This is a genomic window from Tropicimonas sp. IMCC6043, assembly GCF_004146235.1.
Lineage (GTDB): Bacteria > Pseudomonadota > Alphaproteobacteria > Rhodobacterales > Rhodobacteraceae > Tropicimonas.
Genome location: NZ_SELO01000032.1, coordinates 1 through 15,347 on the forward strand (window position 1 = coordinate 1; position 15,347 = coordinate 15,347).

At 64.8% G+C, this 15,347-nt stretch carries 15 protein-coding genes and 1 riboswitch; of the genes, 4 read left to right on the forward strand and 11 right to left on the reverse strand.

The genetic code is table 11. The features are described from left to right. Positions 1-202: 202 nt before the first annotated feature. From EU800_RS20170 to EU800_RS20205, 9 genes are all read right to left on the reverse strand, one after another. Positions 203-739, reverse strand: a complete 537-nt coding sequence (locus EU800_RS20170) for a VPLPA-CTERM sorting domain-containing protein (RefSeq protein ID WP_165354765.1) — start codon at positions 737-739, stop codon at positions 203-205. Beyond that, the gene (locus EU800_RS26975) at positions 711-878 is read right to left on the reverse strand and encodes a hypothetical protein (RefSeq protein ID WP_165354766.1); all 168 of its coding nucleotides are present in this window, start codon (positions 876-878) and stop codon (positions 711-713) included. Before EU800_RS26975 ends, EU800_RS20170 begins: the two co-directional genes overlap by 29 nt. Before the next feature lie 441 nt (positions 879-1,319). Then, complete coding sequence (locus EU800_RS20175) at positions 1,320-1,937, reverse strand: VPLPA-CTERM sorting domain-containing protein (protein WP_165354767.1); 618 nt, start codon at positions 1,935-1,937, stop codon at positions 1,320-1,322. A 241-nt stretch (positions 1,938-2,178) separates the two neighbouring features. Then, positions 2,179-3,399, reverse strand: coding sequence for a glycosyl transferase (locus EU800_RS20180; RefSeq protein ID WP_129635130.1), 1,221 nt, complete (start codon positions 3,397-3,399; stop codon positions 2,179-2,181). An 11-nt stretch (positions 3,400-3,410) separates the two neighbouring features. Next, complete coding sequence (locus tag EU800_RS20185) at positions 3,411-4,190, reverse strand: mannosyl-3-phosphoglycerate phosphatase (protein ID WP_129635132.1); 780 nt, start codon at positions 4,188-4,190, stop codon at positions 3,411-3,413. Positions 4,191-4,200: 10 nt separating this feature from the next. Next, a complete protein-coding gene (locus EU800_RS20190; protein ID WP_129635135.1) occupies positions 4,201-4,959 on the reverse strand; it encodes an ABC transporter permease in 759 nt (252 codons plus the stop codon). Continuing rightward, a complete protein-coding gene (locus EU800_RS20195; protein ID WP_129635137.1) occupies positions 4,956-5,765 on the reverse strand; it encodes an ABC transporter ATP-binding protein in 810 nt (269 codons plus the stop codon). Before EU800_RS20195 ends, EU800_RS20190 begins: the two co-directional genes overlap by 4 nt. A 79-nt stretch (positions 5,766-5,844) precedes the next feature. Then, positions 5,845-6,825, reverse strand: a complete 981-nt coding sequence (locus EU800_RS20200) for an ABC transporter substrate-binding protein (protein WP_207209947.1) — start codon at positions 6,823-6,825, stop codon at positions 5,845-5,847. A 285-nt stretch (positions 6,826-7,110) separates the two neighbouring features. Continuing rightward, positions 7,111-9,090 (reverse strand): bifunctional 2',3'-cyclic-nucleotide 2'-phosphodiesterase/3'-nucleotidase, encoded by a 1,980-nt coding sequence (locus EU800_RS20205; RefSeq protein WP_129635141.1) that lies wholly within the window; start codon positions 9,088-9,090, stop codon positions 7,111-7,113. A gap of 165 nt (positions 9,091-9,255) precedes the next feature. Between EU800_RS20205 and nudC the strand changes: the two genes are divergently transcribed. Beyond that, positions 9,256-10,224 (forward strand): NAD(+) diphosphatase, encoded by a 969-nt coding sequence (nudC, locus tag EU800_RS20210; RefSeq protein ID WP_129635143.1) that lies wholly within the window; start codon positions 9,256-9,258, stop codon positions 10,222-10,224. A 73-nt stretch (positions 10,225-10,297) separates the two neighbouring features. Here the strand turns inward: nudC and EU800_RS20215 are convergent, their stop codons facing one another. After that, positions 10,298-10,969 (reverse strand): pyridoxamine 5'-phosphate oxidase family protein, encoded by a 672-nt coding sequence (locus EU800_RS20215; protein WP_129635145.1) that lies wholly within the window; start codon positions 10,967-10,969, stop codon positions 10,298-10,300. A gap of 79 nt (positions 10,970-11,048) precedes the next feature. Between EU800_RS20215 and EU800_RS20220 the strand changes: the two genes are divergently transcribed. Beyond that, positions 11,049-12,470, forward strand: coding sequence for a PLP-dependent aminotransferase family protein (locus tag EU800_RS20220; RefSeq protein ID WP_242500647.1), 1,422 nt, complete (start codon positions 11,049-11,051; stop codon positions 12,468-12,470). Positions 12,471-12,585: 115 nt separating this feature from the next. Next, positions 12,586-12,734, forward strand: a riboswitch (FMN riboswitch). Positions 12,735-12,809: 75 nt separating this feature from the next. Beyond that, positions 12,810-13,787: a DMT family transporter gene (locus tag EU800_RS20225; protein ID WP_129635149.1), complete on the forward strand. Its 978-nt coding sequence runs from the start codon at positions 12,810-12,812 to the stop codon at positions 13,785-13,787. Here the strand turns inward: EU800_RS20225 and EU800_RS20230 are convergent. Next, positions 13,732-14,571 carry a prephenate dehydratase gene (locus EU800_RS20230; protein ID WP_129635152.1) on the reverse strand — a complete coding sequence of 280 codons (840 nt, stop codon included), beginning with the start codon at positions 14,569-14,571 and terminating at the stop codon, positions 13,732-13,734. The two genes, EU800_RS20225 and EU800_RS20230, sit on opposite strands and share 56 nt — an antisense overlap. 124 nt (positions 14,572-14,695) lie before the next feature. On the opposite strand from EU800_RS20230, the gene EU800_RS20235 reads away from it, so the two are divergent. Beyond that, complete coding sequence (locus EU800_RS20235; protein WP_129635154.1) at positions 14,696-15,229, forward strand: cytochrome c family protein; 534 nt, start codon at positions 14,696-14,698, stop codon at positions 15,227-15,229. Positions 15,230-15,347 lie beyond the last annotated feature (118 nt).

Below are 15,347 nucleotides of genomic sequence, written 5' to 3' on the forward strand. Positions count from 1 at the left end.
GCTGTCCGAAGCTCCATCGCAGGCAAGCCGAGCGAAAACTTTCCGACCCAAAGCCCGAACGACATCAGATCAGCCCAAGATCAGGACACGAACACGGCTCGATGCCCCGCCCGATGAATATGGCGGGATCAGGCAATACAAATAACCCGACGGACATGTCCGTCGGGTCGCTGCCTTGTCTTCGCCCGTATGGGCTGCTCGGTCAGGACGCCTTGCGGCGGCGGCGTGACGCCACGCCGAAGCCCGCGAGGGCCGTTCCCATCAGCCAGACGCCAGCCGGCAACGGCACCGGCGTGGTCATGATGTTGTCCAGGCCCCAACCGATGTTACGCGTCGACGTTCCGACGGTGCCGTTGGAGATCTCCACCGCGTCGAACAGGCTGGAATAGGAGATCGTCGTCACCACTGCGTCGCCAGTTCCGGCGTCGCCGCTTGTAACGACCTTGGTGAAGACCGAGGCGCCGTTCAGAAGGAAGTCGAACGTGAAGACTTCCGCGTTGTTGGTGTTGGTCAGGCCATCGATATCGACAATGTCGAACATGGTGGATGTGACGGCCGACCCGAAGGACATCAGGACGTTGCTCGTCATGTTGTCGTCTTTGAAGTCACTGGTCAGGAAAATGCGGCCCAAATCGCCCGACTTCGGCGTATCGTTCGGCACGAACGCGTCGACCGGATCGCCTGTCTTCACGAGGATGAGGTCCGAGCCATCAAGCGACGAGAAACGAAATGCCGCCATTGCTGAAGCTGGTGCCGACATTCTTCGCATCGCCGACGAACACCTCGTCTTCGAAATTGACTGTCATGGCTCCGGCCGTGCTGGCCATGGTGCCCGCAAACGCGGCGGCCGCAATCACAAGTCCAAATCTCTTCGTCATACTATGCATTCCCCATATAGGTTGCACCACAAAGGTTGGCGCGACCGCACATTCATTACCAATTGCTAACAACCTATCGGTCATCTTTTGAAATGTGAAGAGACTGCGGCGCGAAGGCGTCAAAAAACTGCATCTAGCGGCCATGATCGCTAGGATTGTTTATCTAGAGTAAACAGTCTGGTCGACTGGAAAAGAATGATTCCGTTTCGCGCACAGCAGGACATGCTGAGGCCTTGTTCAGCCGAAAGCTCAGCCATCGCCTTCGGCCGCCACTCGCATGTCCGGATCATGGCTCGAATCGACCGCGGGGGGCATGCGTGGGCATAGGTCCGGATGGGGACCTTGGACGGTTCGGTCGGATCGTCGATGAGGCTCTTGGGAAAGAAAACCCCGGCGGAGAGTTTCCGCCGGGGGGCTGACTTCGAAGCCAAATGCGCCGTGTCAGGCGGCCTTGCGGCGGCGACGCATGAATGCCAGGCCAGCGAGGCCGGTCGGCAGCAGAAGCATGCCTGCCGGGAGCGGAACGGCCGAAACGGTGACGACCCGAACCCAGTCGCCCGGCTCGGTCACACGCATGCCGACATCGATCGTGAAGAGATCGACGAATTGCACGAAATCCGTTGCGGCGTTTTCGAGGCCGCGATTGCTTCCATAGTTTCCGCCGGCAACATAGGTGACCGGTCCGCCAAGAAAGGAATCCGACGCGAACATGTTGGCGCCATTCGTCTCGCTCATGATCCCGATGATCCGTTCGGAGAACGAGAAGGTCGCCGTCGCTGTCACATCGGTACTGCCCGCTGTGTTGAGGAAGATCATGTGGCTGTCCACAATCGTGCCGGCGGAAATCACGCCACCATCCACGGCAAGGTCGGCAAGCAGCGTGTAGCCCACGATCTCGTTGAAGGCTTCGATGCTTCTGTTGGTCGGATCGTCCTCGCCAACCGTGGCAGGCGACGCGATAACCGACCCGCCGTTGGAAGCGGTAATCGTCGCAGCCTGCGACACTCCCGCCGCCAGAAGCACGGCGACCGCAGCGGCCGTGCGAGAAAGTATTTTCATTTTCATAGCTTCACCTCCAAAAAAAACGGCGGTCCGGACACAATCATCTGCCCCCATAGGCCGCCAAAGGGATGATAGCAGTTGACGTAACGACTGTTAAGGAGATGGGCCGAAGTGTGGCGACAGTCTTCTTATCTGGAGGAAAGTCCCGTGCTTGTCGGCGCAAATGTTTCCGAATTGCGGTCAATACGGCCAAACTAGCAAAGATTGTCGTTAAGTTCGGCGATTGTTGCCATCCGAATCAGCCGAATTCCCGCTCGTCCTCCTCGACCGCTTTGAGCATGTCCTGCATGATGTCCGGATCGGCCGCGTGGACGCGATTCCAAGTCGGGATCGAGGGCGGTTCGGCCGGATTGTCGAGGAAGATCTGGCCGGCCAGCACCACGTTGCGGGCAAAAAGCTCGATCGCGGCTTCTTCCTGGTGGCGGTCGATCGAGAGCCCGTTCATGCGCGCGTCGTTGTAGTAGCAGTCGAGCAGGTCGAGGGCGGAACGGTAATACGTCGCCTTGAGCGAGCGGAAGACGGCTTCCGAGAACACCGTCCCGTCTGTCGCGAGCTTGCGGTAGACCGCCTTGCAGATATCGACCGACATCCGGGAGAGGCCGGCACTGGCGTCCTCCTCAGAGAGCGGCTGGTGCTTGTGGTCGTAGGTGTCGGCGATCTCGACCTGGCAGACCGATTTCGGAGCAAGGTTCCGCCAGCCTTCCGAGAGCACACCGATCTCGAGGCCCCAGTCGGAGGGGATGCGCAGGTCCGGCAGCACCGAGACGCGCATCGCGAATTCGCCCGAGAGCGGGTAGCGGAAGCTCCTGAGATAGTCGAGGTAGTCCCGGTCGCCGACCACCCGCTTGAGCGCGATCAGCAGCGGCGAAACCAGCAGGCGCGAGACGCGGCCGTTGAGCTTGGAACCGTCGGTGCGCGGATAGAAGCCCTTCGCCATCTGGTAGGAGAAGGCCGGATTGGCCACCGGATAGACCAGGCGAGCCAGCATGTCGCGCGTATAGGTGGTAATGTCGCAATCGTGGATGGCGACGGAGGAGCAGTCCTGGCAAGCCAGGAGATACCCGATGCAGGTCCAGACATTCTTGCCCTTGCCGGGCTCGCGCGGCGCGAGGTCGAGCTTGCGCAGCCGCTCCTGGATCTCCAGCATCCGCGGCCCGTCGTTCCAGATCACTGAATGGTGCTGTGGCAGGACCGAAAAGAACTCGCGCGCGTGGCGGAACTGCTTTTCGTTGGCGCGGTCGAGGCCGATGACGATGCGGTGAAGATACGGCGCCTGCTTCAACTCATCGAGGATATTTCCGAGTGCCGGACCCTCGAGCTCGGAATAGAGCGAGGGCAGGATGAGCGCGATCTTGCGCGACCCCGACAGCGTGACCAGTTCGCGCGTCAGTGCCTCGGTCGTCGTGGTGCGCAGGTTGTGAAGCGTGGCGATATTGCCGTTCTGGTGGAAGTCGGCCATGGAAGATCCTCTCAGAGGTTCAATTTTGTGAGCAAATCAATGACGGCGGCGTTCCAGCCCTCGGGGCCAGGCCGCGTCGTGCGATGGATGAGACCGGCCGCTTCGCCGGGCAGCGGTTGCAGCGGGGCGCCGTGCGGGTTGGCCACGATCACCGCATGATCGGCGGCTTCCAGCATCTCGACATCATTCGGCGCGTCGCCGAGGGCGAGCCAGGGCGGGTTTCCATAGCGGGCGGCGATCTCGTCCATCCGGTCGGCCTTGGTGCCGCCGAAGGACAGTGTCAGAAAGCGCCCGCCGCGCCGCCCCTGGATATCGAGCTTGCCGAGCGCGCGGAGAAACTCCCGAAGCTCGCCCGGGCCGCCATAGAAGAGACCCGGTTCGGAGAACTGGCGCTGGCCAGCGAGGCGCGCCTCCTCCGGCGGAAGGCCGGTCGCCTGAGCGATGCCGTGCGGCCCGAGGTCGTGGAACCCTTCGAAAAGGGCGCGCAGATAGGGAGAGGTCTCATTGATCGCAGCGAGGAGGCTCACATAGGTGCCGGCATCAGCGGTCGCTTTCGGATCCGGGTCGAGAATGCCGGCGCCGTTCTCGACAATCGCCGGACAGGCGGTGCAGCCGACCTTCTTCTGGATCTCGGCGATCTCCACGGAGGTCTTGGAGGACGCCAGGATCAGCGGAATCTCCAACGCTGCAAGGCGGTCGAGCGCGGGCCGGGCAGGCGCAAAGCTATAGGTCGCATGGTCCAGCAAGGTGCCGTCGAGATCGGTGAACACGATCAGCGGGGGGCTCCCCATCTAGCGCTCCTCAGTCGCGCACAGCCCAGCCGGCCAGCGCTTTTTCCAATGCGATGACCACGTAATAGAGCAAGATGCCGAGAGCCGCGAGGGCGATAAGCACCGCGAACATCAGCGGGTAGTCGGAATTGGTCTTGCCCGAATCGAAGAGCGCACCGAGGCCGCGACCATGCGGCGAGACGATCTCCATCAGGTTGGTGCCGATGAAGGCCAGTGTCACCGCGACCTTCAGTGCGCCGAAGAATTCCGGGAGAGTCTTGGGCAGCGCGATCTTCCAGAAGATCGTGACCTTTGAGGCGCCGAGCGCCGCGAGGATGTCGCGGTATTCGGGCTCGAGCGTCGACAGGCCGATGGAGACCGAAACGGCGATCGGGAAGAACGAGATCATGAAGGCGATGAGCACTGTGTTGAAGTCATGCGCGCCGACGAACATCAGCGCGACGATGGGGACCACGGTCGCCTTGGGGATGGCGTTGAAGCCAACCAGCAACGGGTAGAGCCCCTCGCGGGCGATCCTGCTGAAGCCCATGACCATGCCGAGCGCTGTGCCGAAGACGATGGCGAGGGCGAGCCCGGCGACCGTGCGCCAGAGCGTCTGCCAGGAATTTATGAGGAACAAGTCGGCATATTTGACATAGGCCGGCCAGATGTCGGAGGGCGACGCCATCTTGTAGTTCGGCCAGCCCATGACCCAGACGAGCGCTTCCCAGAGAACGAGGAACAGGAGGAGGGCGGCCGCGGGGACGACGACCTTGTGGACGAGATTCATGCGGGCTCCGCGGGGCTGCCGGCGGGCGCACGGCCCTGGGCGATTTCGATCTGGTGGCGCAGGATGGTGAGCATTTCGGCCGCCTCGTGAGTGTAGAGATGGTCGAGGTCGCGCGGGCCGGACATCGGCACGTCGAGAACGTATTGCGCATGCGCCGGCCGACCCGAGAGCACCACGACCTGGTCGGCGAGGAAGATCGACTCGCGCAGGTCGTGGGTGATGAGGAGGCCCGTGAAGGGCTCCTTCTCCTTCACCTGGTGCATGGTTTGCCAGAGATCTTCGCGAGTGAAGGCGTCGAGCGCACCGAAAGGCTCGTCGAGGATCAACACGTCCGGCTGATGAACCAGCGCGCGGCAGAGCGAAGCCCGCTGGCGCATGCCGCCCGAAAGCTCGGAGGGCCGTTTGTCCTCGAAGCCTTCGAGGCCGACAAGCGCCAGAAGATATCGCGCCCTCTCCTCCTGCTGCTTCTTCGTGGTTTTCGTCGGCACGATTTCCATCGGCAGCATGACGTTTTGCAGGATCGTCCGCCACTCCAGCATCACCGGGTTCTGGAAGGCCATGCCAACCGTGGACCGCGGCGTTTTCACCCTCTGACCATGCAGCCAGACCTCGCCCTCGTCCGGGATCATCAAGCCCGCCACCAGCCGGGTCAGCGTGGACTTTCCGCAGCCAGATGGCCCGACGACGGCGCAGAAGCCGCCCTCCTCGACTGCGAGATTCAAACCGTCCAGCACCTGGAGCGGCCCGCTCTTGGTCCGGAACGTGTGGCTGACATGCTTGATGTCGATCAGCGGTGCGTCGCCCATGGCCTGCCTCGGGGTCTTCGTCGTTATGGTGCTCCGCCGAAGGCGGAAAGCCGGCCCGCCGTGTGGCGGGCCGTGAGCATCACTTCAGTTCGAAAAGCCCCTCGGGGAGGAAGGACCCGTCGAAGTAGAGCGACGCGTCGGGCGCGTTCTGGAACTCGTAGTTCATGCCGAGTTGCTCGACGGCCGTCTTCATCCGGGCCGGGTCGATGCCGCCGAAACCGTTCTCCTTAACGTAGTCGGTGAGCACGTTGTCGGCGATGGAAAGCTCGAGCCGGCGCTGTTCCAGCGCCGCATCGGCGGCCGGGTTCCGCGCGATCACGGCCGCAGCGCCCATTGCCGGATCTGCGATGACATCCTGCCATCCGGCGGCGATCGCCGCGAGAAAGCCCTTGATCTCGTCGGGATGCTCGGCGGCGTAGTCGGTGTTGACGATGATCGCGTTGCCATAGAGCGCGAGCCCGTGATCGGCCATCAGGATGACCGAAATGTCCTCTTCCGGCACGCCCAGGCGAACGAGGTTCAGGAAAGAGGAGAAGGAAAAGCCGGTGATCGCGGCGACCTTGCCCTCCGCCAGCATCGGCTCGCGGGTCGGGAAGCCGACCGGCTCGACGGTGATCGTCGTCGGGTCGATCCCGGCAGCCTCGGCGAAGGCCGGGAACTGTGCCCAGGCGCCGTCGGGGGGCGGTGCGCCAAGCACTTTGCCCTCGAGATCATTCGGTGCCTCGACGCCGAGCGACTTCCGTCCGACGATGGCGAAGGGCGGCTTGTCGTAGATCATCATCACGGCGGTGACAGGTGCGCCGGGGTTCTGGTCGAGGAACTTGACGAGCGAGTTGATGTCGGCGAAGCCCACCGGGAAGGCGCCGGTGGCAACCTTCGGAATGGCGTCGAGCGAACCCTGTCCGGCGGTCACTTCGACCTCGAGGCCGGCATCGGCAAAATGGCCGTTGTCGATCGCGGCGAAATAGGCCGCCGAGGGTCCTTCGAACTTCCAGTCGAGTGCGAAGGGGAGCTTGGTCGTCTGCGCCTGGGCGAGGCCGGCACTGAATGCTACGGCCATGGATATGGCTGTGATGGTTCGGTGGAACACGTGACTCTCCTCGATGTTTTCTGCCGGGACACTGGGGGCAAATCCCGATCTTCGGGAGCAGGCGGCGCGGAGAGTGTCCGCGCGCTGCTCGCAATTGGGGCGTTTGCGCGAAAAATGGGCGACTATGCCGGAGATCCGGGCAGTCGCTGCATGGCGACTGCCCCTGCCTTCGGTCTCGTGGCTGATGTTACGCGCGGTATGCCAGTCAGGCGAGGCGGGTTGACACCTCGCCTGAACTGACCCTGAACGCGAGGATCAGAGCGTGATGCGATAGGCCGCGAAGCCGTCTTTCCCCTCGCCAGCGGGCTCGATTTTGACCGCCTTGACGTCGGCGATGTGGTCTTCCGCCTTCGGTCCGGTTTCGAACAGCACCGTGGTGCCCTCCATCGGCGCGAAGGACCAGTTCGCGTCGGCCGTCGGGCTGATCGTGCCTTGCTCGACGATGTAGCGGACGATCACGTCGCGGTTGGTGTCCGGCGCCTCGAAGATGACCGTGTCGCCCATCGCGCCCGGGAAGGAGCCGCCGCCGCTGGCGCGGTAATTGTTGGTTGCGACGACGAACTCCATGTCGTCTGTCACCGGCGCACCCTGGTAGGTCAGGTTGACGATACGGCTCGCCTCCGGGTTCATTTCCTCACCCTTCGGGCCGAAGCGGGAGGGTTGGGAGAGATCGATCTGATACTCGACCCCGTCGATCACGTCGAAGTTGTAAGACGGGAAATCCGGGTTGAGCAGGATCGCGTCCTGCGCGCCCGGCTCGATCTGGTTGAACATGCCCGCCGAGCGTTCCAACCAGCCCTTGAGCTGGGCGCCGCTCACCTTCACCGCGCGGACGGTGTTCGGGTAGAGGTAAAGGTCGGCCACGTTCTTGATGGCGACATCCCCCACCGGCACGTCGGTGAAGTATTCCGGTCCGCCGCGGCCGCCGGCCTTGAACGGCGCCGCCGCCGAGAGCAGCGGCAGGTCGGCATAATCGGTGCCCTCGAGCATCTGCTTCATGTACCAGACCTGGGCATTCGAGACGATCTGGACCGAGGGGTCATCTGCGACCAGCGCGAAATAGGAATACAGCGGCGCATCCGTCTTGCCTACGGCACGGCGGACATAGGACAGGGTCGCGTCATGTTCGGCCTGCGCCGAGGCAAGCACCTTCGGGTCGTCCTCGACCAGGGCGGTGATCGAACGGTCCTCGTTGCGCTTGTAGATCGGGCGCGCCTCGGTGGTGAAACTGACCACGCGCCATTCGTTGCCGTCACGCTCCAGCATCAGGTCGACCAGGCCCATATGCGAGCCCCAGAAGCCGCCCATGACGGCCGGCTTGCCATGGATCGTGCCGGCCTCGACATCCACAGCGGCGTGATCGGCAAAATCGGGCGACGGGAAGACAAGGTGGTTGTGCCCCGTCATCAGCGCGTCGATGCCGTTCACTTCCGCGAGCGGGACGGAGGCATTCTCCATGCCGTCCGTGCGGTCGGCCGACCCGATGCCGGAATGGCTGAGCGCGACGATGATGTCACAACCTTCCTCAAGCATCTGAGGCACGTAGGCCTCGGCGGAAGCAACGATGTCGCGCGCCTGTACATTCCCCTCGAGTTTCGGGCGGTCCCAAGTCATCACCTGCGGCGGCACGAAGCCGATGACACCGACGCGGATCGGCGCCTTTGTCCCGTCGCCCATTTCGATCTCGCGGTCGAGGATGACATAGGGCTTGAGCAGCGTGACGTCCTTGGTCGGCTCGGCGCCCGTCTGCTTCGCGATATTGGCGCAGACCACCGGGAAATCGGCGCCTGCGAGGGATTTCATCAGGAAATCGAGCCCGTAGTTGAATTCGTGGTTGCCGAGCGTGGAGGCATCGAATCCGACGGTGTTCATTGCGGCGATGATGGGGTGCATGTCGCCGTCCTTCATGCCGCGTTCGTAGGCGATGTAATCGCCCATCGGGTTGCCCTGAAGAAAGTCGCCGTTGTCGAGCGTCAGGGAATTCGTCGCCTCGGCGCGGATGTCGTTGATAATCGAGGCGGTGCGCGACAAGCCCACCGTGTCGACCGGCCGGTCACCATAATAGTCGTAGGGGAAGACGTGGACATGCAGGTCGGTCGTCTCGAGGATTCTGAGATGCGCCTGGTTTCCGGCGGCGCGGGCGGAGAACGGATGCAGCGCGATCATCGACGCGCCGGCGAATCCTGTGGCAACGAATCCACGGCGGGAGAGGTGAAGCGGTGACTTGGGTGACATTGGAAAGCCTTTCGATCAGCAAGGTGAATTCGCAGTAGCGCCGGCAGGTCACAGCAGGATGAAGCCGGTCGGTGGTCCCGGATCAGACTGTCCGGAATTGGCGCGTCTGGCAATTGTCTTGACCGGAGCGGCATGCCATGAGGCGCGCAGGCTATGGAGGCAGGCATGCGAACGGCGGAGCAGGTGACATTCGGCGGCGGCGGGATCGACCGGGCCGCCTTTCGCCGTTGCGAGGCGTCCGAACAGGCGCGGCTGCTGGCCGATCCGCGGGCGAGGGTGCTGCCGCTCTGGCGTGGCAAGCCGCAGGTCGCCGGGGAGACGCCGCTGGCGCTCGCGCCGGTCGCGCCGGGGCATGCATGCCTTGCGCATGCCACCATGGCGCCGGTCTTTCTCGGGCTGGACGGAGAGACTCCGTGGTTTGCCGCCGATATCTCCGGCTGGGAACCGGAGGATGTCGACACCGCCACGCTGGGGGCTTTCCTCGATCCGAGCGAACAGCGTTTCCCGGGCGCGCCGGACAACGCGCGCTTCGCCGAGCTTCGGCGGATCATGACGCAGCTTTCGCCGATCCACGCGGAGCTTGCGGCGACCGCCCGCGCGCTCATCGAATGGCACCGTGCGCATCGCTTCTGCGCCCGCTGCGGTGCCGAAAGCGCGCCGGCGCAGGCCGGCTGGCAGCGCGATTGCCCGGCCTGCGGCGCAAGCCATTTTCCGCGCACAGACCCGGTCGTCATCATGCTGATAACGCATGGAAATTCCGTCCTTATGGGGCGTTCGCCGCAATGGCCGGAGGGGATGTATTCGCTGCTTGCGGGGTTTGTCGAGCCGGGCGAGACGGTCGAGGCCGCGGTGCGGCGCGAGGTCTTCGAGGAGGCCGGCGTGCGGGTCGGTCCGGTGTCCTATCTTGCCTCCCAGCCCTGGCCATTTCCGGCCTCGCTGATGCTCGGCTGCCATAGTCGCGCGCTCGGGCGCGAAATCACCATCGACCCCAAGGAGATCGAGGACGCCCGGTGGATGAGCCGCGAGGAGATGCTCGCGGCGCAGGCCGGCGACCTGCCCGGGCTCCTGCCGGCGCGGCCCGGTGCGATTGCGCGCTTCCTGCTCGACAACTGGCTCGCGGATCGGCTGGAGTGAGGCAGGCGAGGCGCGACGCCTCGCTCCGGCCGTCCCGATCCGTCCCTTGGCGACTTTCGGAGCGATCGCAGGTCTACGTCTCCAAGCGATCCTTGCCGATCTCGGAGACATGTGCGGGCATCGCGACACCCTCGAGATTGCGCGGGTCCGGCAGGGGCGGCAGGGTGATGCTCCGGACCGGGATCACTCCGGCCCAGATCGGCAGCACATAGTCGGCCTCGTCGTCTTTCGGCGGCCCGGAACGGACCTTCGCCGCGCCCTCGTCGATGTCCATGCCGAGGACCATAGTCGCCTTGAGCTCCTGCTCGGTCATCGCCCGGAGCATCTCCCATCGGCCGGGAAAAAGCCTTTCCATCATTGTCCGCAGGCGCGCCGTCTTGTCCTCGGGCGCCTCGACTTGGAACGGTGTGCCGAAGAGCAGCGCCGAGCGGAAATTGACCGAATGGTGCATCGCCGACCGGGCGAGGACCCAACCGTCGAGGCAGCTCACCGTCAGGCAGACCTCCTTCCCGCGCGACGCCTTCAGCATCCGGCTCGCTGACGAGCCGTGCCAGTAGACGTGGTTGCCCTCGCGCCATTGCAGCGTCGGCGTGGCGAAGGGCTTTCCGTCGATCACATATCCGATGGTGCAGAGCGGTTGGGCGTCGAGCACGGCATAGAGCGACTCGCGGTCATAGGCGCCGCGCTCGTGGGTGCGGCGCAGGCGGCTGCGGTCGGTGGGGCGGGCGTGGTGGTCCTTGGGCATCTCGTCAATCCGGCAATCTTGTGTTCCAACGCCGGGATAGGGCTTCCAGTGGCCTTGCGAAATGTCCACAATCCGGAAAATGAACAAGTCCAATTCCGATGCGCCCTGGCTGGCGCTGACCCTCGACCGGCAGTTGGCACAGCCGCTCCAGGCCCAGCTCTGTGGTGCGATCCGCCGGTTGGTGCAGGAGGGGAGGCTGGTCTCGGGGGATCGCCTTCCGGCCAGCCGGGCGCTGGCCGCCGAACTCTCCATCTCGCGGCTGACCGTGGTGACTGCCTATGACCAGCTCGTCGGCGAGGGCTATGTGATCGGTCGGCGCGGCGCGGGGATGTTCGTCGCCCCCGACCTTGCGGGCCTGCCGCGGCCACCCGCGCGCCGGGACGGGGGGCCGCCGCCGCCCACACCCGCGCCTTTTCGCCCGTTCGACACCGGTGCCGCGGATCTCGCCGGGTTCCCGCACCGGCTCTGGGCGCGGCTGCTCGAACAGGCCTGGCGTGACCCGGAACCCGGGTTGCTTGCGCCGCCCGATCCACTGGGCTGGTCGCCGTTGCGCGTGGCGATTGCGCAGCACCTGAGCGACTGGCGGGGGATCGCCTGCGCACCGGCGCAGGTCATCGTCACGTCGGGTCTCGGTGAATCGGTGGCGCTGGTCGCCGCGGCTCTTCTCTCGCCAGGTCAGTCTGTGGCGGTCGAGGAACCGGGCCATGGCCCGCTGCGAAGGGCGCTCGCCGCCGCCGGGCTCGGGGTCGTCTCGCAGCGCGTCGATGCCGAGGGCCTCGATCCGGAAGCGCTCGGTTCAGAGACCCGCGCGGTGGTGGTAACCCCGTCGCGGCATTTTCCGCTTGGGATGACCCTGCCGCTGGCGCGGCGACTCGGCCTGCTGGCCTGGGCGGCCGACACGGGCAGCTGGGTGATCGAGGATGATTACGATGGCGAATACCGTTTCCGCGGCCAGCCGTTGCCCGCGATGATGAGCCTCGACGAGGCGGGGCGGGTCCTCTACGCCGGTAGCTTCACCAAGGTCATGTTCCCCGGGCTGCGGCTGGGATTTCTCGTGGTTCCGCCCGCGCTGGAAGCATCGATGCGGCAAGCGATGCAAAAGCGTGGCGCGCAGGCAGGGATCGTCGCCCAGCCGGCGCTGGCACGATTCATCGCCGAGGGGCATTTCGCGACGCATCTGCGGCGCATGCGACGCCTCTATGCAGGTCGACAGAGAGTTCTGCTCGCGGCTCTTGCAGAAAGCTGCGCAGGCCTGCTCGAGGCGGAGGAGGCGCCTTCGGGAATGCACCTCGTCGCCCGGTTCGCGCCGGAGTTTGCCGCACGGATGGATGACGTGGCCGCCTCAGGGCGATGTGTGGCGGCGGGAGTGCGGGCGCGTCCGCTCTCGGGCTTCTTCGCCGGCGAGCCCACGGCGCAGGGACTCGTCCTCGGGTTCGCCGGTTTCGGAGAGGCGGAGATCCAGCGGGCCGCTGCGGCGATGGGCGCGGCGCTCCGGGCCTGATTGCGGGGTGACGTGGCCGCATATCGGCCCTGCGTGGATGCACGCTCTCCGGAGCTGTTTCGGTTTGTCTCCCCGGCAGGGTCCGGCTAGAGTCCGGGCGCGGCCGATCGGGCCGTCTTGTTCTCAGGGCGGGGTGGAACTCCCCACCGGCGGTATGCGGGCCTGTCCCGCGAGCCCGCGAGCGCCTCTCCTTTCGGGGGAGGGTCAGCAGATCCGGTGCGAGGCCGGGGCCGACGGTTACAGTCCGGATGAAAGAGAACGGGCAAGCGCGGGCCGGTATGCGCGGCCGGCGTCCTTGTCCTGTCCCTGAGTCGTGTGCGTAAGGGAAAGGACAACGCCATGACTCGCATTTTTGCACGCATGGGCCCGGCCGCCGCCGGGGCCTTCTTCATGATCGCCGCAGGCGCGCTTTTTGCCGCGGCGAATGCCATCGTCCAGTATGGAGCCATGGTGCATGGGATCGCCCCGGCCCGGCTCGCCTTCTGGCAGTATCTCGTGGCACTCCTTGTCTCGCTTCCCTGGCTTTACGCCCAAGGGCTCGGTGGGCTGCGCAGCCGCGCACCGCACTGGCACCTGTTGCGGGTTGCCCTGGCGGCGGCGGGGGTGCAGCTCTGGGTGGCGGGGCTTGCACATGTTCCGATCTGGCAGGCCATCGCGCTGATCCTGCTTTCTCCGATCTTCGTCACCCTCGGTGCGGTCACCGTTCTCGGGGAGCGCGCGAGCCTGCGGCGCTGGATCGCCCTGGGAGTCGGTGTGACCGGCGGTATGATCATCCTCGCGCCTTGGTCCGACGCTTTCACCTGGCATGCGCTGCTGCCTGTGGGCGCGGCGGCTCTCTGGGCGGCGCATTCGCTGGTCACCAAGCGGCTGACACAGAGTGAATCGCCGGAATCGCTGACCGTATATCTGCTGCTGCTGCTGACGCCCTTCAACGCCGCCGCTGCCTGGGGCGTCGGCTTTGGCCTCGATTTCGGTGCGTCGGGTCTGCTGCTGCTGGCCGCCGGGCTCGTGACGGCGCTCGCTCAATACGCCGTTGCGCGGGCCTACAGCCATGCCGACGCTGCCTACCTTCAGCCCTTCGATACTTTGAAGCTACTCTTCAACGTGGCCCTCGGCGCGGTGATTTTCGGCTTCGTCCCGCCGGGCAGCCTCTGGCTGGGAGCGGCGCTCATCATCGGCGCCTCCTCCTGGCTTCTCGGTGCCGGCGACGCGCCGGATGACGAGCCCGAAGTGGTGCCGGCGACAGTTCCGGTCCCGGTCCTCAGTGACGCCGCGGATCGGCCGGGTAGACGCCCAGAATGTCGAGGCGGTCTGTGAAGTAGTCGAGCTCTTCGAGCGCCAGCTTCACCGGCAGGTCCTCGGGATGGCCCTCGATATCGGCATAAAACTGGGTCGCAGTGAAGGAGCCGTCGACCATGTAGCTCTCGAGCTTGGTCATGTTCACACCGTTTGTGGCGAATCCCCCCATCGCCTTGTAGAGCGCCGCGGGTATGTTGCGGACGCGGAAGACGAAGGTGGTCATCATTCCGGCGTCGCCGCGCCGTCCCATGTTCGGCTCTCGCGACATGATGAGAAAGCGCGTCGTGTTGTGCTCCTGGTCCTCGATATGGCGGGCGAGGATCGAGAGGCCGTAGGTCTCGGCTGCGAGGTCGGAGGCGAGCGCGCCGACATTCCTCAGCCCGCGTGCTGCGATGTCGGCCGCCGCGCCAGCCGAATCGGCCGCCGCCTCGCCGCGAATGCCGAGTTGGTCGAGGAAGCCGCGTGATTGTGGCAGCAACACGAGATGCGCGCGCACCAGTTCGATCTCGTCGAGATGGACGCCCGGAAGCGCCATCAGCGAGATGTGCACACGGACGAACGCTTCGTCGACGATATGCAACCCGCTTTCCGGCAGCAGCCGGTGAATGTCGGCCACGCGGCCGTATGTGGTGTTCTCGACGGGCAGCATCGCCAGTTCCGCCGTGCCGTCCTGAACCGCCTCGATGGTCTCCTCGAAGGTGTGGCAGGGCAGCGGGTCGTAGTCAGGACGGGCGTCGTGGCAAGCCTGGTGCGAGTAGGCGCCGAGCTCTCCCTGGAAGGCGATACGCGGTCGGTCGGTCATGTCTGTCTCGGGAACATATTCAAGAAGATGCGACGAATTGGCGGCAGCACGGGCAAACTTCACCTTGCACGGAAGGGGGGGAACCATGATAGATGCGCGAAACGTTCAATGAGCGGGATGCGACATGTTCGACACGATGACACTCACCAAGGCCGTCGGCGCGATCTGCGGATCGCTGCTGATTTTCCTCCTCGCTGGCTGGGCCGGCAGCGGCATCTACAGCATGGGCGGCGGACACGGCGCCTCCGGGGAACATGCCCAGGCCTATCTTATCGATACTGGCGACGGCGGTGATGAAGCGGGAGCAGAGGCAGTGGAGGAGGTCGATTTCGAGACTCTTCTTGCCAATGCCGATCCGGGCAAGGGCGCAAACCTCTACAAGAAGTGCCAAGCCTGCCACAAGCTCGAGGAAGGCGCGAACGCGACCGGTCCGTCGCTCTACCAGGTGGTCGGCCGTCCGGTCGAGGCCGTCGACAGCTTCGCCGGATATTCCGGGGCGCTCGCGAAAGTGGTCGATGTCTGGACGCCGGAGCATCTCAACCAGTATCTCGCGGATCCGAAGGGTTTCGCGCCGGGCAACAAGATGTCCTTCGCGGGTTTCAAGAAGGTTGAGGACCGCGCCGACATCATCGCCTTCCTGCAGAACCCGGGCGGCTGAACCGGACTGGCTGCTGATACGAGAATAGAAGACCCTCCGGCACCGCGTGCCGGAGGGTCTTTTTTGTTTCGAAAGGCGGCGTTAGGATAGGCCCACAGGGAATTTTCAATGGACTCTC